Origin of the sequence: Arthrobacter castelli DSM 16402, assembly GCF_000430705.1 — a bacterium.
Taxonomy (GTDB): Bacteria; Actinomycetota; Actinomycetes; order Actinomycetales; family Micrococcaceae; genus Arthrobacter_C; species Arthrobacter_C castelli.
Window position 1 is genome coordinate 121,715 of record NZ_AUMN01000011.1, and the last position, 17,229, is coordinate 138,943.

15 protein-coding genes are annotated in these 17,229 nt (G+C 64.4%); 8 read left to right on the forward strand and 7 right to left on the reverse strand.

Annotated features, from left to right (window positions below; translation table 11 throughout):
* Window positions 1-62: 62 nt before the first annotated feature.
* The gene (locus H535_RS25395; RefSeq protein ID WP_051299254.1) at window positions 63-1,763 is read right to left on the reverse strand and encodes an FAD-dependent oxidoreductase; all 1,701 of its coding nucleotides are present in this window, start codon (window positions 1,761-1,763) and stop codon (window positions 63-65) included.
* Entirely contained in the window at window positions 1,760-3,928 is a 2,169-nt protein-coding gene (locus H535_RS0113370; RefSeq protein WP_035769561.1) for a molybdopterin oxidoreductase family protein, read from the reverse strand. Before H535_RS0113370 ends, H535_RS25395 begins: the two co-directional genes overlap by 4 nt.
* 295 nt (window positions 3,929-4,223) lie before the next feature.
* On the opposite strand from H535_RS0113370, the gene H535_RS0113375 reads away from it, so the two are divergent.
* Complete coding sequence (locus tag H535_RS0113375) at window positions 4,224-4,631, forward strand: GlcG/HbpS family heme-binding protein (RefSeq protein ID WP_026819950.1); 408 nt, start codon at window positions 4,224-4,226, stop codon at window positions 4,629-4,631.
* A gap of 78 nt (window positions 4,632-4,709) precedes the next feature.
* Here H535_RS0113375 and H535_RS0113380 read toward each other — a convergent pair whose 3' ends face one another.
* Entirely contained in the window at window positions 4,710-6,227 is a 1,518-nt protein-coding gene (locus tag H535_RS0113380) for a SulP family inorganic anion transporter (RefSeq protein WP_026819951.1), read from the reverse strand.
* A 188-nt stretch (window positions 6,228-6,415) separates the two neighbouring features.
* Here H535_RS0113380 and H535_RS0113385 point away from each other — a divergent pair, with 188 nt between their 5' ends.
* Window positions 6,416-6,814, forward strand: a complete 399-nt coding sequence (locus H535_RS0113385) for a MerR family transcriptional regulator (protein ID WP_026819952.1) — start codon at window positions 6,416-6,418, stop codon at window positions 6,812-6,814.
* Window positions 6,811-7,641 carry a phosphotransferase gene (locus H535_RS0113390; protein ID WP_035769563.1) on the forward strand — a complete coding sequence of 277 codons (831 nt, stop codon included), beginning with the start codon at window positions 6,811-6,813 and terminating at the stop codon, window positions 7,639-7,641. The genes H535_RS0113385 and H535_RS0113390 overlap by 4 nt, the downstream gene beginning before the upstream one ends.
* Before the next feature lie 14 nt (window positions 7,642-7,655).
* On the opposite strand, the gene H535_RS25400 is transcribed toward H535_RS0113390, so the two are convergent.
* Window positions 7,656-9,845: a heavy metal translocating P-type ATPase gene (locus tag H535_RS25400; RefSeq protein WP_081416681.1), complete on the reverse strand. Its 2,190-nt coding sequence runs from the start codon at window positions 9,843-9,845 to the stop codon at window positions 7,656-7,658.
* A gap of 70 nt (window positions 9,846-9,915) precedes the next feature.
* Window positions 9,916-10,137 (reverse strand): heavy-metal-associated domain-containing protein, encoded by a 222-nt coding sequence (locus H535_RS28445; RefSeq protein WP_245580309.1) that lies wholly within the window; start codon window positions 10,135-10,137, stop codon window positions 9,916-9,918.
* Window positions 10,138-10,410: 273 nt separating this feature from the next.
* Here H535_RS28445 and H535_RS0113405 point away from each other — a divergent pair, with 273 nt between their 5' ends.
* Window positions 10,411-10,767 (forward strand): ArsR/SmtB family transcription factor, encoded by a 357-nt coding sequence (locus tag H535_RS0113405; protein ID WP_026819955.1) that lies wholly within the window; start codon window positions 10,411-10,413, stop codon window positions 10,765-10,767.
* A gap of 5 nt (window positions 10,768-10,772) precedes the next feature.
* Window positions 10,773-11,828, forward strand: a complete 1,056-nt coding sequence (locus H535_RS25405; RefSeq protein ID WP_081416689.1) for a cation diffusion facilitator family transporter — start codon at window positions 10,773-10,775, stop codon at window positions 11,826-11,828.
* On the opposite strand, the gene H535_RS27820 is transcribed toward H535_RS25405, so the two are convergent.
* A complete protein-coding gene (locus tag H535_RS27820; protein WP_051299258.1) occupies window positions 11,803-12,639 on the reverse strand; it encodes a M23 family metallopeptidase in 837 nt (278 codons plus the stop codon). The genes H535_RS25405 and H535_RS27820 overlap by 26 nt on opposite strands.
* A gap of 406 nt (window positions 12,640-13,045) precedes the next feature.
* Between H535_RS27820 and H535_RS0113420 the strand changes: the two genes are divergently transcribed.
* Genes H535_RS0113420 through H535_RS25415 form a run of 3 tightly spaced genes read left to right on the forward strand, consistent with a single transcriptional unit; the run spans window position 13,046 to window position 16,018 of the window.
* Entirely contained in the window at window positions 13,046-13,432 is a 387-nt protein-coding gene (locus tag H535_RS0113420) for a metal-sensitive transcriptional regulator (protein ID WP_081416683.1), read from the forward strand.
* 3 nt (window positions 13,433-13,435) lie between these two features.
* Window positions 13,436-13,657 carry a heavy-metal-associated domain-containing protein gene (locus H535_RS0113425; protein ID WP_026819957.1) on the forward strand — a complete coding sequence of 74 codons (222 nt, stop codon included), beginning with the start codon at window positions 13,436-13,438 and terminating at the stop codon, window positions 13,655-13,657.
* 3 nt (window positions 13,658-13,660) lie between these two features.
* Window positions 13,661-16,018, forward strand: a complete 2,358-nt coding sequence (locus H535_RS25415) for a heavy metal translocating P-type ATPase (RefSeq protein WP_081416684.1) — start codon at window positions 13,661-13,663, stop codon at window positions 16,016-16,018.
* A gap of 9 nt (window positions 16,019-16,027) precedes the next feature.
* Here H535_RS25415 and arsB read toward each other — a convergent pair whose 3' ends face one another.
* On the reverse strand, window positions 16,028-17,170 hold the full coding sequence (gene arsB / locus H535_RS25420; RefSeq protein WP_051299260.1) for an ACR3 family arsenite efflux transporter: 1,143 nt from the start codon (window positions 17,168-17,170) through the stop codon (window positions 16,028-16,030).
* Window positions 17,171-17,229 lie beyond the last annotated feature (59 nt).

Genomic DNA, 17,229 nt, shown 5'->3' on the forward strand with positions numbered 1-17,229 from the left:
GTGGTTGGTAGGACCAGGACAGCGAAACCGTGGCTGGCAGGACCCTGATCGATGGAACAGACCTATACCGGAATGGGTTGCAGTGTATCCCCGGGTTCTGCCAACGGCTCCTTGGCAAAATGATCCTCGATGATGCCGACCAGCTTCTCCTTGCAGCTTCCGCATCCGGTCCCCGCCCGGGTGGTGCGCCCCAGCGATTCCACACTCGAGCTGCCCTGGGTCACTGCAGCTTCGATCACACCCAAAGTGGCACCGCTGCACCTACAGATAGTCGTCTCCGGGCCGGACTTCGTGGCAGCGCCTCCGGCGATATCTGTTTCGGCACCGTCGAGTCTGAACAGCGTGGATTTGTCCGGCGGAAGGTCCGCTCCGCGTTCAAACAGCAGCACCAGTTCGGCACCGGTACGGGGCATCCCAATACAGACGAAGCCCTGAATGATGCCCGCCGCACTGACGATTTTCACGTAGCGTCCGTTTTCAGGATCAATCCATTGTGCAACCCGCCGCGGGGCAGGAAGTTCCCCTGATTGATCCGCCACGGCCTGCAGGGGGGATAAGGACTCCTCATCCCACGGCTCCAAGTCCACCGCTCCGGCCGCGGACAACTCGACGTCGCGTGCCTTCAGAAGCATGATGGGCGCCTTGGGCGCCTCCAACGGCTCGGAAATGACGGCAGCAGATGCCCCGGAATTTACGACGCCGGCAAACGCTTCGGAGCGTATGACGCCGGCAGTCGCTCCGGCATCGACGACGGCACCAAGGTAGTTGGCCAGCCAGGATGCCTGGTTCCACCCCGGGCCGATGAGTCCGGAAGGACCGCCCGCACCGGCGCATTCAGCACAGTTCTGCTCGCGGCAGCGGATGTCTGCACAGTCACCGATGGCGAAAATCCGTTCCTCAGGATCTGCCGCCAGCCGGTGATTAACCCGCACCCCACGTGCCGTCTCCAACCCGCATCCGGCGGCCAGTTCGACTCGTGGCCGGACCCCACAGGAAATCAGCAGCAAATCGCCTTCCACCTCGGAGCCGTCGTCGAGCACCAAAGCCCGGAATCGCCGGCCGGGTTCATCGTGGCGCCAGGTGACGCCGGTCGAACGAGCCTTGGGCTTGAGGGTGATGCCCCGGCTTTTCAGCGTTTGAGCCAGCACAGAGCCGCCGGTCCGGTCCAGGCTCCGTCCCAGCGGGTGTGTGCCGTGGTAAACCACCGTCACGGTGGCGCCTTCCTCGGCCGCGGCGAGCGCCGCCTCCAGCCCCAGAATGCCGGCCCCCAGCACGACGACGTGGTCCCGGCGGCGGACGGCGCACTGCAGCCGCGTGGCATCGGCCAAGTCGCGCAGGGCAGTAATCCCGGCGGGAAGGCAGACCGTGGTGGGGTCCGGATTCAAACCGTGCAGATTCGGCACATTGGCCCGTGATCCGGTAGCCAGAATCAATCGATCGTAGGGTTCGCAGGAGCCGTCGTCGAGGGTGATCCGGCGGCGCGCGCGGTCGATATGCGTTGCCCGGCACCCGGTCCTGACGTCCGCCCCGGCCGCCTTGAGCTCGTGAGGATCCGACATTTGCATGGCGTCCCACGATGTGCGGCCCACGCCAAGGTCGGCGACCAGCACCCGGTTATACGCCGGCTGCTGCTCCGCGCCCACCACAAGCAACGAGATCCTGCCTGCTGCCAGTGCCGGGAGCAGGTCGTCGATCAGCCGCGCGGCCACGGGACCATAGCCGACGACGACCACCCGTTCAGCGGGAGTCAGTGGTGCGGTCATACCGGCTCCGTCCGCTGCGCAACAACCTGCCAGACGTCGGGCGCGGCCCCGTGCCCTGCCTCCGGTGCAATAACCCGCAGGGTCACCAGGGTCCGCTTGAACTCCGGCATCGCCGACACCGGGTCGACGTCGTCGCATGTCAACAGATTTGCCCTGCCGGCACCGGGGAAATGGAACGGCATGAAGACCGTATCGGGACGGATGTCGACGCTGCGCTCCACCCGGCAGCGGGCCGTTCCGGCCGGCGATGACAGTTCCACCATTTCCCCATCACCGGCGCCAATCGATGCCGCCGTCGACGGGTGGACCTGCAGCAATGGCTCCGGAGCCGCGTCCGCCAGCTCGCGGACCCTTCTGGTTTGTGACCCGGTTTGGTAGTGGGCCAGCAGACGTCCGGTAATCAACGTCAGGACACGTCCCGCCTGCTCGACCGCGCCGGACGGGTGGACCGGATGGACCGGGTGGACCGGATGGAAGACTGCCCTGCCGTCGTCGTGCGCGAATCCGTCCAGGAACAGCCGCGGGGTGCCCGCCGAACCGGCCGGATACGGCCAGTACACGGCAGCACCGCTGTCCAGCAGCTGATAGTCGATGCCGGAATAGTCCGCCCGGCCTCCGGCAGAGGCAAGCCGGAGCTCTTCGAAAACCGTCTGCGGATCCGGGCTGAAGGCCGATGATGCGCCCAGACGCCGGGCGAGTTCGGACCAGATCCACAGCTCGCTCCTCACTCCCTCCGGGGGCTGAACGCTCTGGCGCCGCCGCAGGACCCGGCCCTCAAGGTTTGTCATTGTGCCTTCTTCTTCGGCCCACTGCGGCACCGGAAGCACCAGCGAGGCCTCCGCGGCCGTTTCGGAGAGGAAGAAGTCGCAGACGATGAGATGGTCCAGCGACCGCAACCGGCCGGTCATCGCGCCCGCGTCCGGAGCCGACACGACGGGATTCGACCCGTGGATGAACAGTGTCCGGATGCCACCGGGCGCACCGGCTGATGCCAGCAGTTCGACGGCGGGAACGCCGGCACCCGGCAGCGAACCGGCGTCGACGCCCCATACATCGGCAACATGGCGGCGTGCACCGGGATCGTCAATACTGCGGTATCCGGGCAACTGGTCACACTTCTGGCCGTGTTCGCGTCCTCCCTGCCCATTTCCCTGCCCGGTGATGGTGCCGTAGCCGCTGTGTTCGGTGCCGGGCAGGCCGAGCAGCAGTGCCAGGTTGATGGCGGCTGTAGTGGTGTCGGTTCCGTCCGCGTGCTGCTCCACCCCGCGGCCGGTGAGCACGTAGGCACCGCGCCCCTCCCGCTTGCCACGGGAAGCACCGGTCGCCAGCCGGTGCGCCGTTTCCCGGATTAAGGGGGCCGGGACACCGGTGATCGCTTGGACCCTCTCGGGCCAGTAGGCATTCAGAGAGCGGACGACGGCGGCATAGCCGGACGTGCGTGCGGCGGTAAAGTCCTTGTCCCCCAGCCCCTCATGGACGACGACGTGGGCGATTCCCAGCAGCAATGCCATGTCCGTACCCGGCGCCGGGGCGAGGTGTATCCCGCCGCCGTCGCCGGTCAATGCGGCCGTGGCCGAGCGCCGTGGGTCCACCACCATGAGCCCGCCTGCCCGCCGCGCGGATCCCAAATGCTGGACAAACGGCGGCATCGTGTCGGCAACGTTGGAGCCCAGCAGCAGGATGGTATCGGCCTCCCCAAGGTCTTCCAGCGGAAATGGCAGCCCGCGGTCCAGGCCAAAAGCCCGGTTCGCTGCAGCTGCCGCCGACGACATGCAGAACCGTCCGTTGTAGTCCACGCGGGACGTGCCCAGTCCGACGCGGGCGAACTTTCCCAGCAGGTAAGCCTTCTCGTTCGTCAGGCCGCCACCGCCAAACAGCCCGATGCCGTCAGGCCCGGATGCCGCCGTCGTCTCCCGGGCGGCACGGGCAACATAGTCCAGGGCCTGCTCCCAGCCCACGGGATGCAATTCGCCGTCGTCGCCGCGCAGCAGGGGTTGGGTCAAGCGTTCCGGCGACGTCAGCAGGTCCGCCGCCGTCCATCCCTTGCGGCACAAGCCTCCGCGGTTGGTCGGAAACTCTGCGGGAGACACGACGGCGGCGCTATCCGGGGATTCCGAGGTCACTCGCATGGCACATTGCAGGGCACAATACGGACAGTGCGTCATATCTGTTTTCAACGGCTCAATACCCACTCTGGTCCTTTCTGGACGTTGGCTTGATATTGAGCGTAGAGAAGCCAATGCACCGGCTCGTTGCAGCCCCGTAACGGCCATGTTAATTCCCCATCATGGGTTCCCGCGGCGAGTGTGAGATCAACCCGGTTCCGGTGCCAGGACCAATACCTGGCGGTTCCATCGGCCGCGCTTCCGGGGCTATCATAGGTGGACCTTCGCCCCGATGATTGCTCAAGCGCCGCCCGACGGCGGGGATCACCACACAATTCGCCACAAGGAGTACATCATGACCGCCCTTACACTCGCAGACGCCCGGACAATCATCGCAGCAGCCGAGGCCAAAGCCTCGGAAATCGGCCAGCCAATGAACATCGCAGTTGCCGACGCCGGCGGCAACCTGATTTCCCATGTGCGGATGGACAATGCCTGGATGGGCAGCATCGACATTTCCATCAACAAGGCCTGGACCGCACGTGCCTTCGATCTTGCGACCAAAGACCTGGCCGAAAACTCCCAGTCCGGTGAGCAGTTCTTCGGTATTCATGCCAGCAACAACGGCAAGGTGATGATCTTCGCCGGCGGCATACCCCTGACCCGCGACGGTCAAGTCGTTGGCGGAGTGGGCGTCAGCGGCGGGACGGGAGAACAGGATCAGTCCGTCGCCGAAGCCGGAGCTTCAGCACTCTCAGCTTGAGCATCGGGGCGGAGGTCACCAGCCGGGAATATCTTCAGTCAGCCGCAGTTCCGGGCCCGGACCGGGCCCCGAACACTTCTAATTGCCTGCGCCGAGTTTACCGGCGAGGCGCTCATGCATCGCTACACTCGCTTCGTTGAGCCCGACGATCTGCACATCCTTGCCGTGCCGTTGGTACTTCTCCGACACGGCATCAAGGGCAGCGATCGTTGATGCGTCCCACAAATGCGAGGCATGCATGTCGATGATGACCCGCTCGGGGTCTTCGGCATACCGGAACTGCGTGTAGAGATCGTTGCTGGAGGCGAAGAACAACTCGCCGTTCACCCGGTAGGTCGCGACGTCGCCGTCGTCGTCGGCCCGCACAGTCCTTTCGACGGTGACAAAGTGCGCCACCCGGCGGGCGAAGGCCACCATCGCGACGAGCACACCGACCCCGACACCGATCGCCAGGTTGTGAGTGGCAACCACGACGACGACGGTGCTGACCATGACGGTTGTCTCCGACTTGGGCATCCGCTTCAGCGTGGCAGGGTGGATGCTGTGCCAGTCGAAGGTGGCCCAGGACACGAAAATCATCACCGCGACGAGCGCCGCCATCGGGATAATTGCCACCAGATCGCCGAGCGCGACCACCAGGATCAGCAGGAAGACGCCGGCCAGGAAGGTGGAAATCCGGGTCCGGGCTCCGGATGCCTTCACGTTGATCATGGTCTGGCCGATCATAGCGCAGCCGCCCATGCCGCCAAAGAAGCCGGTGACGATGTTGGCCCCGCCCTGACCCCAGGATTCGCGGGTCTTGCTGGACCCGGTGTCGGTGATGTCGTCAACCAGTTTCGCGGTGAGCAGCGACTCCAGCAGCCCCACCATCGCCATCGCCAGTGCATACGGAGCGATGATCTGCAATGTTTCGAGAGTAAACGGCACATCCGGGATGAACAGCGAGGGCAGGCTGTCCGGAAGTTTCCCCTTGTCCCCGACCGTCGGAACGGTGATCGCAGCAGCAACCGTGATGGCGGTGATGACAACGATGGCGATCAGCGGGGCCGGCACCACGCGGGTGATACGTGGCAGCAGGAATACGATCAGCAGTCCAAGACCCACCAGCGGATAGACCGCCCATGGAACTCCGATCAACTCCGGGACCTGGGCCATGAAAATCAGGATCGCCAGCGAGTTGACGAAGCCCACCATGACGGACCTCGGAATGAAGCGCATCAATTTGGCCACGCCCAGCAGGCCGAAGACCACTTGGATGACACCGGCCAGAATCACGGCCGCAACCAGATAGTCGAGGCCGTGGCTGGCCACCAGTGGGGCGATCACCAGTGCCACGGCTCCGGTCGCGGCGGAGATCATCGCCGGACGGCCACCCAGGAATGAGATGGTGACCGCCATAGTGAAGGAGGCAAACAATCCGACCCGCGGGTCAACCCCGGCGATGATGGAGAAGGCGATAGCCTCGGGAATCAGCGCCATCGCAACGACCAGGCCGCCGAGAACTTCGGTCTTCAGCCGGCGCGGTGACTTCAAGGTGGCGAGCACTGACTGCCGCTCCTCAGGACTGGGCGCGGTTTTAGTGTCGACGGCGGTCATGGAGCTCCGTTCGGTTGGCATGGGTGCTCGGCGCCGGAACGCCGATCAACAGGAGGACGCAACGGTGCGCCGGGAATCTACTGCGGAAGTAAACTGGGGGCCGACGGCGGAAAAAGACATCGCCAACGACCGCACCAACCTTACCGTAACGTAAGGGTTGGAACGAAATCGCAGCCTGTGGAGATGCAATGAGCCCTGATTCGAACGAGCCGACCATGCACATTGGAGAGCTCGCCGAGCGAACCGGGCTGTCGTTGCGCACCATCCGCCATTACGACGAGGTCGGGCTCCTCCCCGCATCGTCCCGCACCGAAGGTGGCTTCCGCGTCTATTCCTCGAAGGACCTGGAACGGTTGATGGTGATCCGCCGGATGAAGCCGCTGGGGTTCTCGCTTGAGGAGATGTCGCGGTTGCTCGAGATCACCGACCGGCTGGCCGAACCCGGCGACGGCGCCGAGCGGGAACAGCTGCAGGAACAGTTGAAAACCTACATCGACGCCGCCCGGCACCAACGCGAGAAACTCGCCGTCAGCCTCGAACGGGCGGATGAATTCCTGCAGATCCTCGCCGACAAAGCACGCGAATGAACCAGACGGTCCGGACGCGTCGCTTCATCGAACCGACACAGCCGGCAGCCCGTGCTGAGTTGCCCTCCGGCGATGTCACCGACGGCGTCGTCCGCATCGGGAACACGGTGCGGCGCCCGCACCAGCCGACGTCGTTTGCGGTGGGCGCGTATCTTGATCATCTGGAGCGGGTTGGTTTCACCGCCAGCCCGCGGTATCTCGGCCAGGACGCCCAGGGCCGGGATGTGCTGACTTTCCTTGAGGGGGACGTGGCCACCAAGGATCCGCAGCCTTGGGTCTTGACGGAGGCACTGCTGGCCTCCGTGGCCCGTTTGACCCGTGACCTCCATGACGCCTCCGCTGGGTATGATCCATCCGGCGAGCCGTTCCCGGTGAGACCGGTCCGGCAGGATCCGTTCGAACTGGTCACCCATTTGGATATCACGCCGGAGAATGTGGTGGTCCGCGACGGACAGGCGGTGGGGTTGATCGACTTTGACCTGGCCGGCCCGTCCACTTGTTTCATCGATTCATTCAACACCGCCATGCATTGGGTGAAGCTGAAGGACCCTGCCGACCTTCGGGGCGCCTGGTCCGGCGTCGACCAACTCTCCCGGCTGCGTCTTTTCGCTGACGCTTACGGGTGGCTGGACCATGAACGACGCCGGCTGCCGGACTTTGGCGCGGAGCGCGCCTGCCTGAGCTGGGAACGGATGAAGCACAATGCGCAGAACCGCGGCGGTGGCTGGGCCACGATGTGGAGCGAAGGCGTCGGCGATGTCATCCTCCGTCGTCGAACCTGGTTGCTGGCCAACGCCGACGCCATCCGCTCCGCGCTGCTCGACTAGCGCATCAATGCACGTCAGTTGTTTGCAAGCACCTTCCCGGGCTTGAGTTCCAGCCGGCGCAGCAGCTGGGCGTTCAGCGCTACGACAATGGTGGAGGCGGACATCAGGATCGCCCCGGCGGCCGGAGAGAGCACGAAGCCGGCAAAGGCCAGCACCCCCGCGGCGAGCGGAACCGCGACGACGTTGTAGCCGGTGGCCCAAGCCAGGTTCTGCCACATCTTCCGGTAGCTCGCCCGGGATAGTTCCACCATGGACAGCACGGCCCTCGGATCGTTGCCGGCCAGCACAACACCTGCCGATTCCATCGCCACGTCGGTGCCGGCACCGATGGCTATGCCGACTTCGGCCCGTGCCAGCGCAGGGGAATCGTTGACGCCATCGCCGACCATTGCCACCTTCAGGCCGCGTTTTTGCAGTTCGGTGACCTTGGCGTCCTTGTCCTCGGGGAGCACCTCGGCGAACACCTCGTCAATGTTGAGCTTCGCGGCCACTGCATCGGCCACCTGGCGGGCGTCGCCGGTGATCATCGCGACCTTGATGCCGCGTTCCTGCAGCGCCGCAACGGCTTGCTGCGACTCTTCGCGCACTTCATCCTCGAGGCCTATGGCCCCAATGACCTGCGCCCCCTGAATCACGTGCAGAATGGAAGCCCCACGATCCTTCCAGCCCGACGTCGTTGTGGCCAGCGCCTGCGGTTCGGGCAGCTCCAGCTCTGCGAGCATGGCCGGCCCGCCAACCGTGACCTGCTTGCCGTCCACTTCGGCCTGGACGCCCTTACCCATGGTGGATGAGAACGCGCTGGCCCGATACTTTGCCCCTCCGGGGCCACGCTGCTGTGCGGCACTGACGATGGCACGTGCCACCGGATGCTCGCTGTCGGATTCCGCCGCTGCGGCCAGAGCCAGCAACTCCTCTTCTGATACCCCATTGGTGGCCAGGAAGGTCACCGCAGGTTCCCCCTTGGTCAGGGTTCCGGTCTTGTCGAAGAGTACGACGTCGACGCGCCGCATCCGCTCCAGGGCTATACGGCTCTTGATCAATACGCCGGCCCGTGCCGCCCGCTCGGTCGAGATGGCAATGACCAGCGGAATCGCCAGGCCGAGGGCGTGGGGGCAGGCGATCACCAGGACAGTCACCGTGCGGATGACGGCGTCATCCGGGCTGCCCAGCATGGTCCAGGCGAGGAACGTGATGATGCCGGCGACGGCGGCAAAATAGAACAGGAACGCTGCTGCCCGGTCGGCCAGTGCCTGGGCCCGGGACGATGAGGACTGCGCCTCGGCCACCAACCGCTGGATGCCCGCCAAGGCGGTGTCGTCGCCAATAGCGGACACCCGGACCCGCAGGGTGTTATCCGTTGCCACGGTTCCGGCCACCACCGCGTCCCCCTCGGCGCGGGTCACGGTCTTCGATTCGCCGGTGATCATTGATTCATCCACGTCGGCCTGGCCTTCGACGACCTGGCCATCGGCCGGCAGCCGGGCGCCCGGGCGCACCAAGACGACGTCGTCGGTGACCAGCTCACCCACCGCCACCGTCTCGGTCCCCTCGCCCGTGACTCGCTCAGCCTCATCAGGCAGCAGCTCCGCAAGGGCGTCGAGGGCGCCCTGGGCCGAGCCGAGGGCACGCATTTCAACCCAGTGCCCCAGCAGCATAATCGCCACCAACAGCGCCAGTTCCCACCAGAAATCGAGGGCGAAACCTCCGATTCCCAGGCTGGTGACCCAGGATGCGACAAAGGCGACCGTAATCGCCAGGGCGATCAGCAGCATCATGCCGGGCTGGCGGCGTCGAAGCTCGCTGTAACCACCGGAGAGGAACGGCCAACCGCCATAGAAGAAGATCACGGTGCCCAGCACGGGAGCGATCCAGGCCGACCCCGGGAACTGCAGCGCCGTGTATCCGAGCAGTTCGCCGAACATCGGGCTGAAGTAGACGACCGGTACTGCCAGAACCAGCGTCAGCCAGAACTTCTGCCGGAACTGGGCCGCATGATCCCCGTGCCCGCCATGGCCTTCATGGCCTTCATGGCCTTCATGGCCTTCATGGCCTTCATGGCCAGCTTGGGCGCCATGATTTTCATGTCCGCCGTGATCACCGTGTGATTCGTGGCCCTCGTGGCCGGTTTCGCGTTCACCCGGAACCGCATCCTCGATGCTCCCGGCCGTACCCGGCGTTGAGTCTTTTCGACTGTCTTGTTCCATCACGCGCTCCTGAAGAGATTCACAAAAGGGCTTGGAAGAGGCCGACGGCAATGGCGTCCGCCTCGCCGGCTTATGACGTCGCTACCTCGTAGCCGGCGTCGGCTATAGCAGCCCGCAGCAGAGTGGAGTCCGGGCTGGAGTCTGCATCAACAGTCACGGTCGAGGTACCACCGGGAACCAGGTCTACCGAGACGCTCCTGACGCCGTCGACTTCTTCGAGTTCCTCCGTAACCGACGAAACACAGTGCCCGCACGTCATGCCCTGCACGTGCAGCCGAATATTTCCGGTCACCGCGCTCTCGGCGCTCCCTGCGCCCGTATCGCAGCAGCTGCAGCCGGATGAGCTCTTGTCTGTAACGGGAAGTTCTGTCGGCATCTCACACATTTTCTGGTCGCTCCTTACGCTCGTGGGCCTCTGACAGATGCCAGAGGCAAGGCACGGTTACGAGACCTTCAGGGCGTAGGAGGCGAAATGCCCGGGACGCTGATTTCCGGTTCCACTATTGAAACTATACCCCTAGGGGGTATCTGTCAAAAGTGGTCCCCAAAATGCAATAATCTGCGTATGAATGCAGAGACGAAGGGATATGGCCGCGATCCGGACAGTGAGTATGTAGAGCTTGCGGTGGAGATCTTTTCAATGCTGGCCGACCCCACCCGCGTGCGATTGATTCTGGCGCTCCGGGATGGGGAACTTCCCGTCAATCGGCTGGCCGGAATGGTCGGCAAGTCACCGGCAGCCGTATCCCAGCATTTGGCCAAGATGCGCCTGGCACGCATGGTCGCCACGAGGCAGGAGGGCACGCAAGTGTTCTACCGGCTCGCCAACGGGCACGGGCAACAGTTAGTCAGCGATGCGATCTTCCAGGCCGAACACGCACTGGGAGGAACACCGCGGCATCATGCCGGGGACGGATCATGAGGATCATGAGCAGCCACCGCCCCAGTCACGGCAGCGGCCGCAGACACACCCGCGCGCCCACAGATGGCCACAGGCGCGGTCACGGCAGAGGTCTGCGGAACGCCATCGCCCATATTTTCGTTCCGCACAGCCATGATGTCGCAGGCTCCATCGATACTGAGATGTCCGGCAGCGTCGAAGGTATCCGTGCGGTCAAGGTCTCCCTGGCCGGGCTTGGGGCCACCGCCGCATTTCAGCTGATCATTGTGCTGATCAGCGGTTCAGTGGCACTGTTCGCCGACACAGTGCACAACTTCTCGGATGCGCTCACTGCCATTCCGCTGTGGATCGCTTTTATACTTGGCAGGCGCGCCCCAACACGGCGCTACACCTACGGTTATGGACGGGTGGAAGACATCGCCGGGCTGTTTATCGTGGCCATGATCGCGCTCTCGGCTGTCGTTGCCGCCGTCGAATCCGTCCGCCGGTTCTTTAATCCACAGTCGCTGGACAACCTCGGCTGGGTACTGGCGGCAGGTGTGATCGGCTTCCTCGGCAACGAACTGGTCGCCATCTACCGGATTCGCGTGGGCCGCAGGATTGGCTCGGCCGCGCTGGTTGCCGACGGCGTGCATGCCCGCACCGACGGGTTTACCTCCCTGGCCGTCGTGCTCGGTGTGGGAGGAGTGTGGCTGGGCTTCCCGCTGGCCGACCCGATCATCGGGCTGATCATTTCGGCCGCGATTGCAGTGCTGTTGTGGGGCACCGCCAGGGAGATCGGCCGTCGCCTCATGGATGGGGTGGACCCCTCCCTGGTGGAGGCCGCCGAAGCCGCTGTCGGTCGGCATGCGCCGGACTCATCAGTCAGGATGCGCTGGATGGGTCATCAGCTGCACGTTGAGATTTTCTTGACCCCGACCGGCGCTGCCATCGTGCATCACCTGCAGCAGCAGGGCGGGGAACTTGAGCAGGCAGTGCGAGAGACCGTACCGAATGTCGGCTCTGTCATGACGATTCCACGGCCGATCAGAAAGGCCGACCCCCGTACCGGAGATGTTAGAGCCAGTTCAGCGGGTCCTTAGTGTCGCCGTCAACGACGACTTCGAAATGCAGATGGCAGCCGGTCGATGCTCCGGTGGACCCGACGCGGCCAATGCGATCACCGGCATCGACAGTGTCACCGGGGTTCACGCGGATGCTGGACATGTGATTATAGGTGGTCTTCAAGCCATCACCGTGGCTGACCGTAATCCTCATACCCCCGCCATAGGGATGCCACCCTGCCTCGGTGATCTTGCCGTCCGCCGAGCTCTTCACCGGGGTGCCGCAGGTGCCCGCGTAGTCCTGGCCGGTATGGAATTCGCTGGGCGCACCGGTGATCGGGCTGATGCGCGGCCCGAAGGACGAAGTCCGCTTCTGGGTCTCCAACGGGGCAGCCAGCTCCTCCCGGCCATCCGAGCCGTTGGAGGAGTCCTTGGTGGATTTCCCGGAGGACTTCCCGTCCTTGCTGCCGTCGCCGCCGTTGTCTTTGCGGTCCTCGCTGCTGCCGTCGCCACTCTTGCCCTGGCCACCATTGCTCTGGTCGCTCCGGCCCTGGCCATTCCCCTTCTCCGAGGAAGCAGCTTGGCCGGAATCACCAGGCGAAGCAGCATCACCGGTATGCGGTTCCACGATGCCGAGGCGATAGACTCCTGCGGCCGACTGGACGCTGGTTGAGCCTGAAGCGGCCGCAGTGGAAGTGCCTTCATCCGCCGAGGCCTGTGGAATCAGAATCGCGGCGAGCGCAGCAGTGACGGCGAAGGCGAGAGCGCCATTACGCCGCATCGACGTGTTGGCGGCTGCGGGACGGTGGGCCGCATGACGACCCGAGGATTTATTACCAAACAAGAACAAGGAAGCCCTTCCTGAACACGGTGGAGTACGCCGTGCGGAACCAATCGGATCTGGCGACCTATGGTGCTGATGCGCAACGGAGCCCGGGGAAGAATTCTGCGGTGAATGGATAGTACGGCTAATGGTGGACGCAACGTCCACGCCGGAAGGGCTCTCCACCCCTGTCATGAATATCGAACGGCACCAATCCGCTGACAGGGTGTACGGATTTGGAGACGCCACTAAATGAGCGCTCGTTTCAGAATAGGTGGCGACACGCCGACGTTACAATTTCGTGACCCGGATTGTGCTCAGATTCACTACCCGTTTCGGACCCCGGGCCTCTTGGTTAGATACCCCTAAGGGGTACTTTACTTATACCCCCTTAGGGTATAGTTTTGAGCATGAACGAGCGGAAGAAGGAATCATGAGCACTGAACAACAAACGCAAGAGTCCCCCTCCACCCCCGGTGCGGAAACATCCACCATCAATCCGCTCACCGGCGATGCACAGGACGATCACGGCTACACCTCGGACAAAGAAGCCTATCTGCGACGGCTGAAGCGGATCGAGGGTCAGGTCCGCGGGATCGCCCGAATGGTCGACGAGGATAAGTACTGTATCGACATCCTGACCCAGGTCTCGGCCATCAACAAGGCGCTGCATGCGGTCAGCATCGGGTTGCTCGAAGAGCACATCGCCCACTGCGTGGTCGGCGCCGCAACTGAATCGCAAACCACCGGCGAATTCGATTCCGTTGACGCCAAGGTCAAGGAAGCATCCGACGCCATTTCCCGCCTGCTAAGGAGCTGAAGCATGAACACTGTCGTGAATATTTCCGGGATGACCTGCGGCCACTGTGTCGCCTCGGTGACGGAGGAGCTGCAGGAGCTCGACGGCGTCGAAAACGTTGCAGTGGAGCTGAATAAGGCCGGCCTGTCCCCCACCACCATCACTTCCAAGCAGCCGCTGTCGGAGACCGAAATCAGCGAGGCCGTGGCGGAAGCCGGCTACGTCGTGGTTTCCAACGAGGCATAGGCGATGACGACAGAGACACGGGCGGGGCGGGGCCGCGGCGAAGGCGCCGCGGCCACCCCTGATTTTTCCGCAGCCGGCCGGGTGGTCGAGCTGGATATTGAGGGCATGACCTGCGCCTCCTGCGTGGGCCGGGTGGAGCGTAAGCTCGGCAAGCTCGACGGCGTTCAAGCCACAGTGAACCTGCCTTTGGAATCTGCCAGGGTCACGGTCACGGGCGATGTCAGTGACCAGCAGTTAATCGACGTCGTCGACGCCGCTGGATATGCTGCTGCGCTGCATCAGTCGGAACCGGACGACGACGGCGGGGCACAGGAGGTGCCGGCGTCGACCCTGAGGCCCCGGCTCATCACGGCCGCCATTTTGACGCTTCCGGTCTTTGTCATTTCGATGATTCCGGCGGCACAGTTTCCGCATTGGGGCTGGGTTGCGGCAATTCTGACCCTGCCGGTGGTCACCTGGGCCGCCTGGCCGTTCCACCGCGCGGCCGCGGTCAACGCCCGGCACTTGTCCTCCACCATGGATACCCTCGTCTCCATTGGGGTGACTGCCGCGTTCCTCTTCTCGGCCTACACGCTGATCACCAACCCGGCAGCCACGGCACAGCCCGGCACGTCGATGACCGCCCATGCGATCTACTTCGAAGTCGCCGCCGTCGTCACCACCTTCCTGCTGTTGGGACGCTTCCTGGAAGCCAATGCCAAGCACCGCAGCGGCGAGGCCCTCAAGGCACTGCTCAATCTGGGCGCCAAGGATGCGGATGTCATCCGCGACGGCGCCGAAGTCCAGCTGCCGGTGGATCAGCTGGTGGCCGGCGATGTTTTTGTCGTCCGCCCGGGCGGCAAGATCGCCACTGACGGGGTGGTGACCGAAGGTCACAGCGCCATCGATACCTCCCTGATCACGGGAGAATCACTGCCCGTCGACGTCGAACCGGGCGACACCGTCACCGGCGCGACTATCAACACCAACGGAAGGCTGCTGGTCCGGGCCAGCCGGGTGGGAAGCGACACCACCCTGGCACAAATGGCGCATCTGGTCAGCCAGGCACAAAGCGGAAAGGCACCGATCGCCCGGCTGGCCGACCGGATCAGCGCTGTCTTTGTTCCCATTGTGCTGGGCGTCGCCGTCCTGACATTTGCGGCATGGCTGCTGGCCGGACTCCCTGCGCTGGAATCCGGTGAGGTCCAGTCCGCCTTTACCGCCGCCGTGGCCGTGCTGGTGATCGCCTGTCCCTGCGCGCTGGGCCTGGCCACCCCGACGGCGCTGCTGACCGGTACGGGCCGGGGCGCGCAGCGCGGGATCCTGATCAAGGGCCCGCAGGTCCTGGAAGACACCCGCTCGGTCGGCACCATTGTGCTGGACAAGACCGGAACCGTGACCTCCGGCGAGCTCTCGGTCACCGAGGTGATTCCACTCGGTGGCCGCTCCGCCGGCGAGGTGCTGCAGCTGGCCGGGGCGGTGGAGGATGGCAGCGAGCACCCCATCGCCGAGGCCATCGCAGCGGCGGCACGGGACGCCAAGGGCAAGTCCGGAGCGCTCCACGTGGTGACGGATTTCCTTAGCGCCTCCGGCGGCGGGGTGCGCGGCCTCGTGCACGGCCCCACCGCGGACGTTGACGGCACCGATGGACCTGCCCCCTCGCAGGTGGTCGTGGGCCGCGCCGGCTGGCTGGCCGAAAACGGCATTGAACCCTCCGCAGACGAGCTGGAGGCTTTCCGTCAGCAGCAGCGGTCGGGGGCAACAGCTATTTGGGTGGCCGTCGACGGCGGCATCGCCGGCATTCTGAACCTGAAGGACACCGTCAAGGACGGATCCGCTTCCGCCGTCGCCCGGCTGAAGGAATTGGGGCTGCGGCCGATCCTGTTGACCGGCGACAACGCCGCGGTGGCAGCCCAGGTGGCGTCCGCCGTCGGCATTCCCGCCGGCGACGTGATGGCTGATGTGCTCCCCGAAGGCAAGGTGGACGCCGTCAAGCAGCTGCAGGGCGAAGGCCGGACCGTTGCCATGGCCGGCGACGGCGTCAATGATGCTCCCGCACTGGCCCAGGCGGACCTGGGCATTGCGATGGGCAACGGAACGGATGTCGCGATCGAGGCGGCCGACCTGACCGTGATGGGCAACGACCTGGGCAAGGTCGCCGAATCGATTGAGCTGTCGCGCCGGACGCTGAAAACGATCAAAACCAACCTGTTCTGGGCGTTCTTCTACAACGCGATCGGGATCCCGATCGCGGCCTTTGGGCTGCTCAACCCGATGATCGCCGGTGCCGCGATGGCGTTCAGCTCAGTGCTGGTGGTGACCAACAGCCTGCGACTGCGCCGGTTCGGCAAGTCGGACGCGAAGCGCGTTACGGTTAGCTGACCGCCCTGATCACTTCCCGTTGCCGGTCAGGGTTTCGCGGGTCTGCGGTCGGGACGGCGGTCCGGCAAAGAAGCGCTTGCGTGCCCACAGCGCCACATACACCAGGGCCACGAGTACGGGAACTTCAATCAGCGGCCCGACGACGCCGGCCAGGGCCTGCCCGGAGGTCACCCCGTAGGTGCCAATCGCCACGGCAATGGCCAGTTCAAAGTTGTTGCCGGCGGCGGTGAAGGCAAGCGTGGTGGTCCGTTCGTACCCCATGTGCAGTAGCCTGCCGATCAGCATTCCGGCAGCGAAGACGACGGCGAAGTAGATCAGCAGCGGCACGGCGATCCGGGCCACGTCAATGGGGTTCGAAGTGATTTCGTCCCCTTGCAGGGCGAACAGCAGCACGATGGTGAACAGCAGTCCGTACAGCGCCAGCGGGCCGATCTTCGGCAGGAACCTCTCCTCGTACCAGGTCCGGCCCTTGGCCCGCTCACCAAAGGTCCGGGTCAGGAAACCGGCCACCAGCGGAATCCCCAGGAACACCAGCACACTGACGGTGATCGCCCAGAAGGAGAATTCGGCGCTGGTGGTGGGCAGGCCCAGCCAGGAGGGCAGCACCTGCAGGTAGAACCAGCCCAGTGCACCGAAGGCCAGCACCTGGAAAATGGAGTTGATCGCCACCAGCACGGCGGCGGCCTCCCGATCGCCGCAGGCCAGATCGTTCCAGATCAGTACCATGGCGATACACCGGGCCAGGCCGACGATGATCAAACCGGTGCGGTATTCGGGCAGGTCCGGAAGGAAGACCCAGGCCAACACGAACATGAATGCCGGGGCGGCCAGCCAGTTGAGCACCAGCGACACCACCATGAGCTTGCGGTCCCCGATCACCCCGCCGGTCTCGTTGTAGCGGACCTTGGCCAGCACGGGAAACATCATCACCAGCAGCCCGACGGCAATCGGTAGCGAGACATTGGCGACTTTCACGGCGTCGAGCGCGGAACCGACCCCCGGCACCAGACGCCCCAACGCCAGACCGATTGCCATCGCGGCGATAATCCATACCGGCAGGAAACGGTCCAGCGTGGACAGCTTGCCAGCGACGGCCGCTTCAGTCTCGGCTTCACCGGTGTGGATACTCACAGGGCTCCTCTGCTCGTGCATTGATGGATGTCGATACAAGGAACATAATCGGCGCTGTATCGATGTTTGTCAATCAAGTG